Annotated in this window: 14 protein-coding genes; 4 read left to right on the forward strand and 10 right to left on the reverse strand. The window is 46.5% G+C overall.

Annotated features, from left to right (window positions below; translation table 11 throughout):
- Window positions 1-60 precede the first annotated feature (60 nt).
- Window positions 61-1,413: a tyrosine-type recombinase/integrase gene (locus tag IE074_RS01190; protein WP_189383607.1), complete on the reverse strand. Its 1,353-nt coding sequence runs from the start codon at window positions 1,411-1,413 to the stop codon at window positions 61-63.
- 500 nt (window positions 1,414-1,913) lie between these two features.
- Between IE074_RS01190 and IE074_RS01195 the strand changes: the two genes are divergently transcribed.
- Window positions 1,914-3,350 (forward strand): 3'-5' exonuclease family protein, encoded by a 1,437-nt coding sequence (locus IE074_RS01195; protein WP_189383608.1) that lies wholly within the window; start codon window positions 1,914-1,916, stop codon window positions 3,348-3,350.
- Between the two features lie 25 nt (window positions 3,351-3,375).
- Here IE074_RS01195 and IE074_RS01200 read toward each other — a convergent pair whose 3' ends face one another.
- Together IE074_RS01200 and IE074_RS01205 are read right to left on the reverse strand one after the other, a co-directional pair.
- The gene (locus IE074_RS01200; protein WP_189383609.1) at window positions 3,376-3,705 is read right to left on the reverse strand and encodes a barstar family protein; all 330 of its coding nucleotides are present in this window, start codon (window positions 3,703-3,705) and stop codon (window positions 3,376-3,378) included.
- Window positions 3,696-4,190 (reverse strand): ribonuclease domain-containing protein, encoded by a 495-nt coding sequence (locus tag IE074_RS01205; protein WP_229793839.1) that lies wholly within the window; start codon window positions 4,188-4,190, stop codon window positions 3,696-3,698. The genes IE074_RS01200 and IE074_RS01205 overlap by 10 nt, the downstream gene beginning before the upstream one ends.
- Window positions 4,191-4,344: 154 nt before the next feature.
- Here IE074_RS01205 and IE074_RS01210 point away from each other — a divergent pair, with 154 nt between their 5' ends.
- Both IE074_RS01210 and IE074_RS01215 read left to right on the forward strand, forming a co-directional pair.
- Window positions 4,345-5,649, forward strand: coding sequence for an MFS transporter (locus tag IE074_RS01210; protein WP_189383610.1), 1,305 nt, complete (start codon window positions 4,345-4,347; stop codon window positions 5,647-5,649).
- A gap of 146 nt (window positions 5,650-5,795) precedes the next feature.
- Complete coding sequence (locus IE074_RS01215; RefSeq protein WP_189383611.1) at window positions 5,796-6,299, forward strand: hypothetical protein; 504 nt, start codon at window positions 5,796-5,798, stop codon at window positions 6,297-6,299.
- A 67-nt stretch (window positions 6,300-6,366) separates the two neighbouring features.
- Here IE074_RS01215 and IE074_RS01220 read toward each other — a convergent pair whose 3' ends face one another.
- The 4 genes from IE074_RS01220 to IE074_RS01235 form a co-directional block, all read right to left on the reverse strand.
- Window positions 6,367-8,013, reverse strand: coding sequence for an FMN-binding glutamate synthase family protein (locus tag IE074_RS01220; protein WP_189383612.1), 1,647 nt, complete (start codon window positions 8,011-8,013; stop codon window positions 6,367-6,369).
- 139 nt (window positions 8,014-8,152) lie between these two features.
- Complete coding sequence (locus IE074_RS01225) at window positions 8,153-8,629, reverse strand: hypothetical protein (RefSeq protein ID WP_189383613.1); 477 nt, start codon at window positions 8,627-8,629, stop codon at window positions 8,153-8,155.
- A gap of 127 nt (window positions 8,630-8,756) precedes the next feature.
- Window positions 8,757-9,326 carry a hypothetical protein gene (locus tag IE074_RS01230; RefSeq protein WP_189383614.1) on the reverse strand — a complete coding sequence of 190 codons (570 nt, stop codon included), beginning with the start codon at window positions 9,324-9,326 and terminating at the stop codon, window positions 8,757-8,759.
- Between the two features lie 108 nt (window positions 9,327-9,434).
- The gene (locus tag IE074_RS01235; RefSeq protein WP_229793840.1) at window positions 9,435-10,019 is read right to left on the reverse strand and encodes a carboxypeptidase regulatory-like domain-containing protein; all 585 of its coding nucleotides are present in this window, start codon (window positions 10,017-10,019) and stop codon (window positions 9,435-9,437) included.
- A gap of 159 nt (window positions 10,020-10,178) precedes the next feature.
- On the opposite strand from IE074_RS01235, the gene IE074_RS01240 reads away from it, so the two are divergent.
- Window positions 10,179-10,907: a cytochrome b/b6 domain-containing protein gene (locus tag IE074_RS01240; RefSeq protein WP_189383615.1), complete on the forward strand. Its 729-nt coding sequence runs from the start codon at window positions 10,179-10,181 to the stop codon at window positions 10,905-10,907.
- Window positions 10,908-11,070: 163 nt separating this feature from the next.
- Here IE074_RS01240 and IE074_RS01245 read toward each other — a convergent pair whose 3' ends face one another.
- The 3 genes from IE074_RS01245 to mnmA all read right to left on the reverse strand — a co-directional run bounded on the left by IE074_RS01245 (window position 11,071) and on the right by mnmA (window position 14,222).
- Window positions 11,071-11,517, reverse strand: coding sequence for a c-type cytochrome (locus IE074_RS01245; protein WP_189383616.1), 447 nt, complete (start codon window positions 11,515-11,517; stop codon window positions 11,071-11,073).
- Between the two features lie 185 nt (window positions 11,518-11,702).
- Window positions 11,703-13,082: an adenylosuccinate lyase gene (gene purB, locus IE074_RS01250; RefSeq protein ID WP_189383617.1), complete on the reverse strand. Its 1,380-nt coding sequence runs from the start codon at window positions 13,080-13,082 to the stop codon at window positions 11,703-11,705.
- Window positions 13,083-13,109: 27 nt separating this feature from the next.
- Window positions 13,110-14,222, reverse strand: a complete 1,113-nt coding sequence (mnmA, locus tag IE074_RS01255) for a tRNA 2-thiouridine(34) synthase MnmA (RefSeq protein ID WP_189383618.1) — start codon at window positions 14,220-14,222, stop codon at window positions 13,110-13,112.
- Between the last annotated feature and the right edge of the window lie 5 nt (window positions 14,223-14,227).

Genomic DNA, 14,227 nt, shown 5'->3' on the forward strand with positions numbered 1-14,227 from the left:
ATTTACTGCCCATCTGTAGCAACTGTAGCAACTGTAGCTGTAGCAACCTCTCAAAAATCATTATTTCATACCCCCATTAACTGCCTTCAGTCTGGGTGCTTCTTCGCGGGGTTGCTCAATGCCAGCCTGTTCAAGTATCCAGCCCTCAATCTTTGTATGCCACATTCTCAATAAATCCAGCGGCCTGCGGATATAGTGTTTTTCAGCCGTTGCGCTTGGCTTATGGCCCTGTATCTGTGCGGCAATACCTGCGGGGCACTCTACCCATTCAGCCAGTGTGCCAAACGAACGACGCAGGCCATGTATGGTTAGGTGCGGCAAGCCTGCGGCCTGTATGGCTCGGTTATGGGCAATACGCGGTTCAGTGATATATCCGTTCTTAGCGGTAGGGCTTGAAAATACCCAGGGGGAAGGCTCCTGCTTTTCGCCATTGATATTAACCACGGTGGGCAAATCATTAAGGCGCTTCAGGTTCAGTAACAGGCTTTTCACGTAGGGGGTTAATGGTATGGTCCGCTCACCTTCCACCTTGTCATGAATGGTAATGCTTAGCCATTTAAAGTCTACATCCTCCCAGCGCATGGTTGCCACTTCTTCCCTTCGAGCGCCAATTAGCAAGACCGTTTGCAGATAGGCGGCCTGTACAGGGTTTCTTATCCTGCGCACATGCTCAAACCATAGCGCCAGCTGTTCACGTTGCAAAACATCATCCTTGGCGGCTGGTTTGGGTAAATCTTTCTTCATGCGGATACAGGCATCAGCATTCACCTGTTCCCTGTATTCCGGCCTGTCACTACACCAATTAATGAAGGTTGCCAGCAAGGATACAGCCAGCCTTGCGCGGGTTGCCCGTTTGGCGGCTTCCACTTCCAGCCATGCGGCCACTTGGTCGCGGGTAATCTGCTTTAATGGTAATTCCAGCAGGGGGCGTAATATGCCTGGCTCTTTTTTATCTGGCATCCCCTGCCTGCGGCCACGGGTGATAATCTCGCCCCCTTGCCTGCTCATGGTTTCATGGTCAGCTTTATGGCGTTCGCTCCACTTGGGGGCGCGTGCCTGAATGTAGGCGGCCCATGCTTCCAGTGCGGGGGTTTCTTCCTGTTTTGCCTTTTCCCGTTTGGCGGCATCAGCGGCCATTGCTTCATCACGTATAACGCGGGGGTCACGGCCACTATCAATAATTGTTTTTAAACGTCTGGCTTCTTTTCTGGCTTCATCCAAAAACCATGTTTCCACATCGCCAATGGTCATACGGATAACCTTACCGTCCAGCTTGCCTTGAAATATGTAAGCCTTGCTGTTTGCAGTCGCACGTACACCAAAACCGCCAGCTTCACGTAAAAATACCTGTTTCTGGTTTGGTGGGCATGTCAGCCTGTCTACATTTGTTTTGCTAAGTTTGATTGTTGCCATTTCCTGTGTACCCCTCGTGTACCCCCTGTGTACCCCTAAATGTACAATATCAATCAATTTTAATCAACACAGAAAAAAGGCTTAAACCTTTTAGAATGGCTTATTTATTGGCTTTCAGGCTGTTTTATGCATTTTAATCAACACTGATAAATAGCCGTTTTTGCAGAATCATAATCCGCAGGTCCCCCGTTCGAATCGGGGAAGAGCCACCAAAATCTTCTTAGGAAGTCAAACACATAAGCCAATCTTTTATTAGATTGGCTTTTTGTTTTTTGGCTGAATGTATCAACCAAGTGTCAACACAGAAATTGGATCAAGTGTTTTTGCCGCTTCCAAATGGCCGGCGTGTCCACTGGCCGAACCTGAATACCCTGTTTCGCTATCCGGAAAACATTCAAAAGCCCTTTACGCCAGAATAAAATATTGTTACTCCTTGCGAATTCTAAATAAATATGCTAAAAACTGTATAAAAATACAGTATTTGAAAATAACTAAATATCGTGAAGGCCGTATCAAACAATCCTTCTGCAACGCCTATGCCAACACCACTTATCACCGGTAAACCATTGGCCTTTGTTGACATTGAAACCAATGGAGGAAGTGTCAGTGACGGTAAAATAACTGAAATAGCCATTATCTGTTACGACGGTACCACCGTTAGCACTTTCACTAGCTTGATCAATCCCGAATCCTCTGTCCCTGCCTATATCCAACAATTAACAGGCATCAGCAATGACATGCTAAAAAATGCACCGGTCTTTGCTGAAGTGGCAGAGACGATCAGACAAAAACTGGACGGCCATATTTTTGTTGCTCATAATGTGCGATTTGATTACAGTTTTATCAAAAACGCTTTTAAACGCTTGAATATTGTCTTCAAGGCACCTTTGCTTTGTACCGTCAAACTCTCCCGTAAACTCTACCCTCAATATCAACGCCATGGACTGGACCAGTTGATTCAGCGGCATCAACTGCAAATTAGTGCCAGGCACAGGGCTTATGACGATGCCCATGCAATCATGCAATTCTGGCAAATCATTGAGCGGACCTCTACCCCTGAACACCTTGCAAAAGCCGTTAAAAACACAATGTTCAGTCCTTCGTTACCTGCACACATTGATGCCGAGATCATTGAATCCATTCCCAATACATTCGGTGTCTATCTTTTTTATGGAGAAAACAACTTACCGATTTATATTGGTAAAAGTAATCGTTTGCGTCAGCGTATTCTTTCCCATTTTTCAAGTGATTACGCTTTGCCCAAAGAAATGTCGATTTCCATGCAAATAAAACGCATCGAACATATTGTCTGCGCGGGTGAAGTGGATGCACTTTTAACAGAGTCCCGTTTAATCAAAGAACGCATGCCAACCATGAACCGACAGTTACGGCGTAACAAGTCTGTTTTTTCATGGTTATTAAATGAGTCGCAACCTGGATTATGGATACCTTCCCTGGTCAGCGGACAGGATGTTGAACTGGGCGTAAACCCACACTTGTACGGCCTTTACGAAACTGCCAACGATGCACGCACTGCTTTGCGAAAAATAATTAAAGAAGAAAAACTATGCTCTCAAACCCTCGGATTAGAAAAAGGCAAACCTGGTACGCCTTGTTTTGCAAGACAATTAAAAAAATGTAATGGCGCCTGCGTTGGCGTGGAAACCCATAGCGAACACTCGAAGAGACTGGTAACTGCCATGGCAAAACAACACATCAGGCCATGGCCATATAAAGGCATTTCATTACTGCGAGAAGGCACAGTTACGCATGTTATTCATCAATGGTGCTACTTGGGAACCGCCCATAATCAGGATGAGCTACACACCATACTTCAAAGCGGCAAAGGAGATTTCTCCCGGGATACTTACCGGATATTGCTAAAGCACCACCATAAATTAATACCGCTTGATAACCATGAATTATGCCTTAATTGATGACCACCATGCATCAGGGAAAAATTCAACCCAGCACAAGCTCCACATCGTCCCGTTCATCAGCCACTGCCCTGAAAATATCGATCAGGCCTTCATAATAAATCTCACCCAATGCATCGGCACTGCTTTCATGGTCCAACCAGACAATCTTGAAAGGGCCTTTGACATCGGTGCTAAGACTGTCATACAGGGCATCCAGGTTACGACCGAAATACTGCGGCAACTTTAAATCAAGCTGCAGCGAATCATAAACCTCATCAATATTGCCAATGCGGCTTAATTCACAAACCCGCACGGAACACGCCGCTTTTTTTTTCAAGCGACGAGCCGGGATAAAAGAAGATTTTACTGACATAATGGCACCCTGTGAAATGTCTCGTAATGATCTACTGTAACGTAGCGCTGCTGGCCATCTGCACTGAACACCAATCGCTTGGCATTGCGTTTTTTACCCCGGTAATCCAGATCAGCCTCTTTCCAGCTGCCTTTGGGCAATCTGCGTTCATAATTACCAAAATGGTCACCCCCCAAGGACTTGCCCTTTAATGAGGGAATGTCCGAGAAATAACGCCCAGGACGCCATCCATGCTCACGTGCGTGCTGCTTCATAATGAAATAAGCAGGCAATTTTTGGCTGGCATTCAATGTCTGCAATACTTCGATCAATTGTGTTTCGTTGATTTGACCTGACAATTGGTTTCTGTTCAGCGCCTGAACCACTCCCTCACAGGCGACAACACCCAACTGGCCAGCTGATTTTTCAACCTCGGTTGGTGCCTTGCCCATTGCCATGACAGGCATTGAAATTGACAGCAGAAAACCCAACAATAAACGCTTCATGACCTTATCCTGTATTTGCAGGATAATACCCTGCATGCAAACTACACCCTTAATTCAGAATATTTTACAATTTAAGTGTAAAAACCACCATATCAATAAAAATAATTTATTTTTTTCAATAACTTAACAAAAAAAAATATTTACAGAGAACTCAATGAAACAACAACCTGCTCCCCACCAATTTACCCTCTTGAAAAAACGCTGTTTCGCTCCTTTTTTCTGGACCCAATTCTGTGGAGCGGCTAACGATAACCTTTACAAATTTGCCATTACGATTTTACTGACCTATCAATGGCAAACCCAATGGTTCCCATCCAGCATGGCAGGCGTCATTATTGGCGGCCTGTTTATTTTTCCTTTTCTGCTGTTTTCTGCCACCAGTGGGCAACTGTCAGACCAGTATGACAAAATCCGCATTATGCGCAACGTCAAGAATGCGGAGATTGGCATTATGCTCTTGGCTGCCTTTGGCCTTTACACGCAATCGGTCATCATCCTGCTGGTATGCATTTTCCTGATGGGCCTGCATTCCACCGTTTTTGGGCCCGCCAAATTCGCCTATCTGCCCCAGGTACTTAATGATAAATCTTTAATGGGTGGCAATGCCCTGGTCAGCATGGGCACTTTTGTTTCTATTTTGCTGGGTAACATTGCCGGAGGAATCCTGGTGGCCATCCCGGGTAATGGCCACCTTTGGGCCGCATTTGCCTGTCTGCTAATGGCGGTGGCCGGCAGGATTAGCGCACAATTCATTCCTCCACTGGAAAAAAACCCTGTCAGCAATAAAATAAACTGGAACCCTTTTACCGAAACCCTTAAGAACCTGTCCATTGCCCGCCAGGCGCCCATGATTTTCAAAAGCATGCTGCTGATTAGCTGGATGTGGTTTTTCGGTGCGGTTTTTCTTGCTCTTTTCCCCCTCTTTGCCAAAGACATCCTGCAAGGCAATGAACATGTGGCAGCACTATTACTGGTGCTATTTTCGATAGGTGTGGCAACAGGTTCCCTGTCATGTGAAAAACTGTGCCTGAATCGCCCTGCTTTATCACTGGTACCCCTAGGGGCCGCGGGAATGAGCCTGTTTACGGTTGATCTTTATTTTTCAATTACGGTTCCCGACATGCAAAGACTGCTCTCGGTTGGCCAGTTCATTGCCCGACCGGAAAACTGGCGCACCATGTTTGATCTGTTCATGTTAAGTGCCTGTGCAGGGGTTTATAGCGTGCCTTTATATACTTTCATCCAGAAAACAACGTTAAAAACGCATACCGCACGCATTATTGCGGCAAACAATATCCTTAATGCCATTTTCCTGATTGCCAGCGCTCTTCTTACCGGCCTTTTACTAAGTCTGGATTTTTCTGCTCCGGTCATTTTTATGCTTGCCGGAATTGTAAATATTCTATTTTCTTACGCCATCTTTTTGACAGAGCCCGGCTTCAGGAAAAAAAGCACTTGAAACCTAACGAAATTTTTAGTCAAAATTTCACTTGAAATGAGAAGATTCTAATTATAATTTGAGTTATAGTCGCTTATCCTCATTGCGCGTGGGGATAATTGTCATATAGCAATACACAAACATAATTTTAGCTAATAAGGATGCTCATGAAAGCATTTGGTAAATTTTTATTATTACTGGCTCTGGTGCTGGGCATTACATTTTTTGCCTGGAAATTACTGGAAACTTCTTTGTTCAATGACGAAGACGAATCCGTACCGCCTGTCTCAGGGGTTATTATTCCCGCACAAACCACCCAGCCAGAACCCCCCCCCTTACAAAAACAGGAAGATTTATACCAAAGCACATCTTCCGATGAACCTGCCCCACCACTTGCTTCAAGCGGCAGTTTTACCTGCCAGGCCAGCGTTGCAGTCATTGGCAAACTCTATGACCTGAAAAATGGCGGTAAATCACAAGAAGAAGCCAATGAATTCATCAGTAACGACAATAGTATTCCCGATGAGCAGGTTGGTTCATTTATTGAGTTTGCAAATACCTTATGGAACTCACCTTCTGACAAAATTGTGCCTAAAACACAATTTTTAAACAATTTTCTGCAACAATGCCAAAGCATTGAGAAAGAACAGCAAAGCAATACGGCACAGTAATACGCTTGTCACTCAAAAAAATACCCGGGGTAATTCTCCCGGGTATTTTTTACCTTCAAGATCCGTTTCAGTCGCGATAGGCCTGACCTACCACTGATGCAACTGAATAACGCGGAGCAAATGACTCTGCCTGGGCCAGTGGCCAGGCAAGCTCAAAAATTTTCTGGCGATACTGTTCTTTTAGCAAATCACCCTCTTCCAGTTCCGGGTAAATGGCCGATAACAATTTGACCTCGCTGCTGGAAATTCGTCTTACCACGTGGTAAGCGCGTAATTGCTGCGGGTGCGTAATGCCTGCTGCCTCTAGCAATTCAGCCAAAGCCAGCAAAGTATTGTGGTGAAAATTTTTGACCCGATCAGATTTATCTTCAACCACCAATGCTTTTTGCCTGATAGGATCCTGTGTGGCAACGCCAGTTGGACAACGCCCCGTATGACAGGCCTGGGCCTGAATACAACCAATGGCAAACATAAAACCCCGGGCGCTATTGCACCAATCAGCCCCCAAAGCCAATGTTCTTAAAACATCAAAGCCCGAAATTATTTTACCGGCCGCACCAAGCCTAATCTGATTGCGCAAACCAATACCAAGCAACGTATTATGCACCAGGCGCAAACCTTCTTTCATGGGTACCCCCATATGATCGGCAAACTCAACAGGCGCGGCACCCGTTCCACCTTCAGCACCATCAACCACAATAAAATCGGGTGTTATGCCGGTTTGCTGCATGGCTTTGGCAATGGCAAACCACTCCCAGGGATGACCAATACACAATTTGAATCCAACCGGCTTACCATTGGCCAGACTACGCAATCGCTGGATAAAATGCATTAATTCGATAGGGGTGCTGAAAGCGCTATGAGCAGCAGGTGAATTGCAATCCTCGCCAACAGGGACCCCACGGGCATCGGCAATTTCCTGGGTTACCTTGGGGCCTGGCAAGATCCCGCCCTGGCCGGGCTTGGCGCCCTGGGATAATTTGAGCTCAATCATTTTTACATTCGGCAGATTGGCCCGCTTTTCAAATTCCGTCTCGGAAAAATGGCCATTGGCATCACGACAGCCAAAATACCCCGAACCAATATTCCACACCAGGTCTCCACCATGCTCCAGGTGGTAGGCACTAATGCCGCCTTCACCGGTATCATGGGCGAAGCCCCCTTTGGCGGCACCGCTGTTAAGAGACCGGATGGCATTGGCAGACAAAGCCCCAAAACTCATGGCTGAAATATTGAATACCGACATATCATAAGGCTGCGTGCATTGCGGACCACCTACCCTGACCCTGAAATTGGCATCATCAATGTGTGAAGGCTGCATGGAGTGATTGACCCACTCATAGCCATCGGCATACACGTTTTCGATGGTTCCAAACGGCCTTTTATCTATTTGCTGCTTGGCACGCTGGTACACAATAGAACGCTGGGCACGGGAAAATGGCAAATTATCATTGTCATTTTCCAGAAAATATTGCCTGATTTCAGGCCGGATGGATTCCAGCAAAAAACGCAAGTTTCCGATGACCGGGTAATTGCGCCTGATTGAGTGACGGGTTTGCAGCAAATCATAAACCCCCACAACACTTAACAACAAGGCAGGAACAAATAAAACAAGCCAGCTGGTGCCATGATTGGCAAACATATACAAACCCAACCCAGAGGCCAGAAAAACAACCAGCAAGGCGGCATACCGGGAGAACAACAAATTGATCATTTAGCACCTACTCCATATCGTGGGATTGGATCCAAAACCTGCCCAATTCAAACACGTACCCTATAAAAAAAACCTTGTGTACGATGACACAAGGTTTTACTGATTTTAGCCAGAAATCAAGACTAGCTTAACTGGGCATTTATTTTGCAGCCTGCTGGGGAACAACCGCTTTCATGATTGAATCTGCAGTTGCGTCGTCACGCACCATGAAAAGGAAGTCTGAGCCTTGTTTTACACCGGTAATGGAAGCCAGCTGACCACCAATAGTGGTTGCGTATCCATACTGTTTATTGACTTTTGACAGCGCATCGACACCAGCGGGATTCAAGCCCAGTTTGATGAAGGTGCGACCTTGGTTATCACGAACATGGTTAATGGTTGTGAGGTTTTCACGGGTAATAACCGGTGTTGGACTGACATAAATGGTTTGCTGCTCGCTAAGCTTGAAAGGACGGAAGCCTTTAATCACTTTATCTGAAGCGGTGTAAACATCTACGCTGGCAGCCTGAGCTGGTGCCGCAGTTTCTGTCGTTTCGGTCTTTTTAACCGTTTCACATCCTGCTAACGCCACAGCAAGCGGCAAAATAACCAAACCAAGTTTGCGTGAGATTTTCATGTAAATTCCTTATTAGTTAAAGCAATTATTCATCTGCCATACGCAAATTACAACACATGCATTCTAAAAAAACAAGGCGGGTTATTGCTTGCAAATGTCAACAACCCTAAAATTTGATGGCATTTGTTTACTTTTTTGTCCTGATCATGTCAGCCGTATCTCTGGCATTGACCAACGTCAGCATGGGAATCAGCAAGACACCGTCTTCCAGTTGAGCCTCAGAGGTTGTCATGATTGAAAATACCGATTTATCCATACTGGCCAAAACGGTTTTGTGCAAGTTTGACTTATCATTAATAGCTGATTTCAGCTTGGTTGCGCCAGTGGGCGTAAGGCGCAGGCCCAGGGCCGGTTTGTCTTTGGCTTTAGCCACAAAAACCGTTTTCACATCGGCCCGGTTTAACAAAACGCCTGATGTGTAGTAAGTTTGATCACCAGACTTGATAACCACGTCTTCCAGCGCCAAAGTCTTGCCGTTTTTGCCTTTTTTAGGTGTGGATTTTGTAATTGAACCAACATAAATTTCAATATCGCCATTACCTTTTTTCTGGACCATTCTGGCATTATTCGCAACGACCGGCTTAGCAGCAGATGCCTGTGCAGTATTGGCGCTGGAAGCCTCTTTTGAACCGAATAGACCGCAACCGGTCAACGCAACGGACAAAACCGTCAGCCCTAAAACCTTAACTAATTTCATAAAAGACCTTTCAAAAACAATACTCAGAAAAAAAGAATTATCTTTCAATTATATTCTGTTCGATTGATTTTTTTTGTTAAAAAACATTAAATTATCGTAAACCATGGATTAATGAAAATATCCGCGACACCTGTCTGCATCATTAAGATCAAAAGCATTGGTGCCCGCAACCAGGCTGACTTTTTTGGATAACAGGCCACCGTATTCAACCGGTCCGCTCATGGGCTTGGTGTCTATCCAATACAGGCGCGAGGTCAGGAAATACTCCCCCACAGGCACACTCGTAAAAGCGAACTGTCCAAAATCATTGGTTTTTGCATAAAAAGCGTCACGGACATAACGCTGGTCTGCCTGACCGTTCAACACCTTCCCTGCGCGACACACTTCCTGGTACCACTGGTTGCTTACCGATGATACCGGATTAAGGACAACATCAAGATAGGCACCGGTTCGATCTCCGCCATTGACTCTGTCGCGGATGTAAACTTGTCCTACCAACATGGTTTTTGCCTGTGTGGCAGCTACTGCCGGACTACCGTTATAGGCCACCCGCTCAACCTGTTTTCTGGGCGCATGCTCCAGTGAGCGATCTTTTTTGGAAGGAGTTGATGAACAACCTGCCAACACAAGTACCATCATTGGCACAATATACCGGACTAAATGCTTGCCAGCAAAATGTATGGAAAAATTCATGGGTTATACTGTTACCATTGTCATGAAATCAGCATTTTCTTTATGTAATATGCAGGATATTAAAGCAGGTAAAGAAAATCAATCAAGTAATTGATCAAGTCGTTATTGACATCATCCTAACACTGCAATTTGTTTTTGGAAACTTAAATATTTAATAATATGCATCAAAGCAATCATCAAACCGTTCATGTATGGGATTTACCCACCCGTTTTTTTCATTGGGCTTTGGCTTTCTGTGTACTTGCCGCGTTTTTTACCATTAAAGCGGCAGGCACTACCGAAGGCTGGGTGGCCAACAGTGGCATTATCTGGATTGATTGGCATTTAAAGTTCGGTTATTGTGTACTCAGTTTGATTTTATTCCGTATTATCTGGGGTTTCACGGGCTCATATTATGCCCGGTTCTGCCAATTTATCAAAGGACCTGCCACCATTGCCCGCTATCTGAAAGGGGCTTATACATCCCTGGGCCATAATCCGCTAGGTGCTTTGTCAGTGATTGCCATGCTGGCGGTTTTCGGTTTTCAGGCCTTCAGTGGCCTTTTCACCACCGATGATATTTTTACCGAAGGTCCTCTGGCCCATTTGAATTCGGCTTTCAGCAAAACCATGAGTTCCCTGCATCGCAGCAATGAACCTGTCATGATTATTTTGTTTGCCCTGCATATACTGGCCATCATTTATTACCGGATTTTCAAAAAACAGAATCTGGTGGCAACCATGGTTTCAGGTAAAACCCAAATCCTGTTGCAACAACCTAAAAACATCCAAAGTGCCACAGACAACCTGCAGACCCGCATCATGGGTTTGCTTACCCTGGCGATCACGTCTGGCTTTGTTTATTGGATAAGCACGCTTGGAGCCAGCAGCAGCGGTTCTTTCTATTAATGCTGCTGTTCGCTGTCAAGCAATCTCATAAGGCTTAAAGCACAAAAAACCGGACTAAAGTCCGGTTTTTTGTGCTTAAGTCAAAAGAGAATGAAAGCGTCAAGTCTTTTGACCGGGTTTATCGCAAACGGCCTTTAAGCGGCTTGCATAAAGATGGGCGGGCCTAGTCTTTACGATAAGAATCGTGACAGGATTTACAGCTTTGGCCAGCTTTACCAAAAGCCGCTTTCAGCTTGTTCAGGTCTGAGCTATTGGCAGCGGCAGACAGGTTTTGAATGGCAACCTTGAAGTTCTCACGCTTTTCCTCAAAACCCTTGGCATCTGACCATACTTCAGGCTTGGCATCACCCCCTTCAAACCCGGGACCAAAAGCCACCCAAGGCAAACCAGCCAAGGTATTCAGGATAGCCACATTTTCTTTAATGGCTTCTGCATCGTAAGGGGCTTCACCTTTAATAACGGGTACCATTCTGCCAAAATGGGAAGCCAGCAGCACTTTGGCTGCTTGACGATACTCTATGCCATCTTCAGGTTTGGCAAACTGTGCATTGGCCGCAGCAGAAAAAAAGGTGGTACAGGCTAAGGCCAAAACCGTAATTTGCTTTTTCATTCATTTACTCCTGGTTATGAAATATTTATTACAAATGGTATCCCGAAATGTATTTCAAACCAATTACAAAATCCTCAAAAGCCAAAATAAAAACAATGCGCGATGTATATCTTGCATTGTTTTTATTAAGTCAGTGAATAAAGACCGGTTTACATTTGAATCCGTATTCTTAAAGCTGTTTGGGCTTAGCCAACTTTACGGGCCAGCTCAGCGGCCAGGCCAATATATGAGCGGGGTGTCATATCCAGCAGGCGCTGTTTGGGTTCCGCAGGCAAATCAAGCTGGGCAATAAACTCGCGCAATGCATCCTGGGTAATACCGCGACCACGGGTAAGCGCCTTCAACTGCTCATAGGGTTGGGGCAAGCCATAGCGGCGCATTACCGTTTGAACAGGCTCGGCCAATACTTCCCAGCAGGCATCAATATCGGCATCAATGGCTGAAGCATTGATTTCCAGTTTGCCCAGGCCTTTCAGGCATGAGTCCCATGCCACCATGCAGTAACCCAGTGCAACACCCAGATTACGCAAGACGGTAGAATCGGTAAGATCCCGTTGCCAGCGTGAAACAGGCAGTTTTTCTGACAGATGGCGCAAAAGTGCGTTGGCCAGGCCAATGTTGCCTTCAGAGTTCTCAAAATCGATAGGGTTTACTTTATGTGGCATGGTTGAAGAACCCACTTCACCCTCTTTAAGACGCTGCTTGAAATAGCCCAAAGCAATATAACCCCAAATATCACGATCCAGGTCAAGGATAATCGTGTTGGCGCGACCAATGGCATCAAACAGGGCTGACATCCAGTCATGCGGTTCAATCTGTATGGTGTGCTCATTTTGGGTCAGGCCCAGTTTGTTCAGGACGCCTTTGCTAAGCGCTGGCCAATTGATGTCAGGATAAGCTGACAAGTGAGCATTGTAATTGCCAGTTGCGCCGTTGAGTTTTGCCAGCGGCTCTACAGCGGCTACCGCAGCGATGGCATTCTTCAGGCGGGCGGCAACATTGGCAAACTCTTTGCCCATGGTGGTTGGGCTGGCTGGCTGGCCGTGTGTCCTGGACAGCAAGGGTTGGTCGGCAAACAGATTGGCATAGCGAACCAGCTCGGCCAGCACTTCGTTAAGGCGTGGCAATACAACATTGTCACGTACTCGGCCAAGCATCAGGGCATGTGAAGTATTGTTGATATCTTCAGAGGTGCAGGCAAAATGAATGAATTCACCTGCCTTGGCCAGCTCTTCGTCATCCGCCACTTTTTCTTTCAGGAAATACTCAACCGCCTTGACGTCATGGTTGGTTGTCCGTTCAATTTCTTTAATGCGCTCGGCATCGGCTTCGGTAAAGTTTTCAACCAGATTGCTCAGTTTTTGTCTGGCCTGCACCGAAAAAGGAGCCAGTTCTGGCAAGCCGGCATCTGACAGGGCAATTAACCAGGAGACCTCGACTTCGACGCGGTGAGCCATGAAGCCGGCTTCGGACAGATATTCACGCAAGGCATTGCCACGTGAGGCATAACGGCCGTCTAACGGAGACAAGGCATTAAGCGTACTGAGTTGATCTGCAATTTTCATAGGTAAGAAAAGATAAAAATAAAGAAATTAATAAATTATGCCGCCACCAAGACAGACATCACCCTCATAAAGAACGGCGGATTGCCCGGGGGTGACTGCCCATTGTGGCTGTTCAAACGATAACCTCAGGCGTGCCTGGCTGCTGCCAACCAGGTGACAGGGCGCGTCTGCCTGGCGGTAACGGGTTTTTGCACCATACACACCCGGTTCAGGAGCATGGCCGGCTACCCAGCTAAGATCTTCGGCATGCAGTTCGGATGACAGCAGCCAGGGATGATCGTGTCCGGCAACGACATAAAGAATATTATTGGCCAGATCCTTGCGGGCCACATACCAGGCATCGGCCGTGCCATCAGCCTGCTGGCGACCCTTGACGCCGCCAATACCCAGGCCCTTGCGTTGCCCTAGCGTATAGAAGGCAAGACCATAGTGCTTGCCTATTTCCTGGCCATCATCGGTAAGAATAGGGCCTGGCTGGGTTGGCAAATAACGGTTCAGGAATTCACGGAAAGGCCGTTCTCCGATAAAGCAGATACCGGTGGAATCTTTTTTGGCTGCATTGGGCAATTTCAGTTCATGGGCAATACGCCGCACTTCCTGCTTTTCAATTTCACCCAAGGGAAAGATGGCCTTGGACAACTGTGCCTGATTCAGGCGGTGCAGGAAGTAACTTTGGTCTTTGGCAGGATCCAGGCCCTTGAGAAGCTGGAATTGCGTTTGGCCGTTATGCTGAACTGAACGAACCCGCGCATAATGCCCGGTGGCAATATATTCAGCCCCCAGTTGCATGGCATGGTCTAAAAACGCCTTGAATTTGATTTCGGCATTGCACAGCACATCGGGGTTGGGGGTACGGCCGGCCGAATATTCCCGCAGGAACTCCGAGAAAACCCGGTCTTTATATTCAGCAGAAAAGTTGACCGCTTCTATGTCTACCCCAACCAGATCAGCGACACTGGCCGCGTCAAGCCAGTCCTGGCGGGATGAGCAATATTCGGAGTCGTCATCGTCTTCCCAGTTTTTCATGAAAAGACCAACAACATCATAGCCCTGCTGCTTGAGCAGCCAGGCACTGACCGAGGAGTCGACCCCTCCGGACATGCCAATAACAACGCGTGGTTTTGATGATTTCTGATTCATCCCGC

Source organism: Advenella faeciporci (assembly GCF_014652395.1).
Lineage (GTDB): Bacteria > Pseudomonadota > Gammaproteobacteria > Burkholderiales > Burkholderiaceae_B > Advenella > Advenella faeciporci.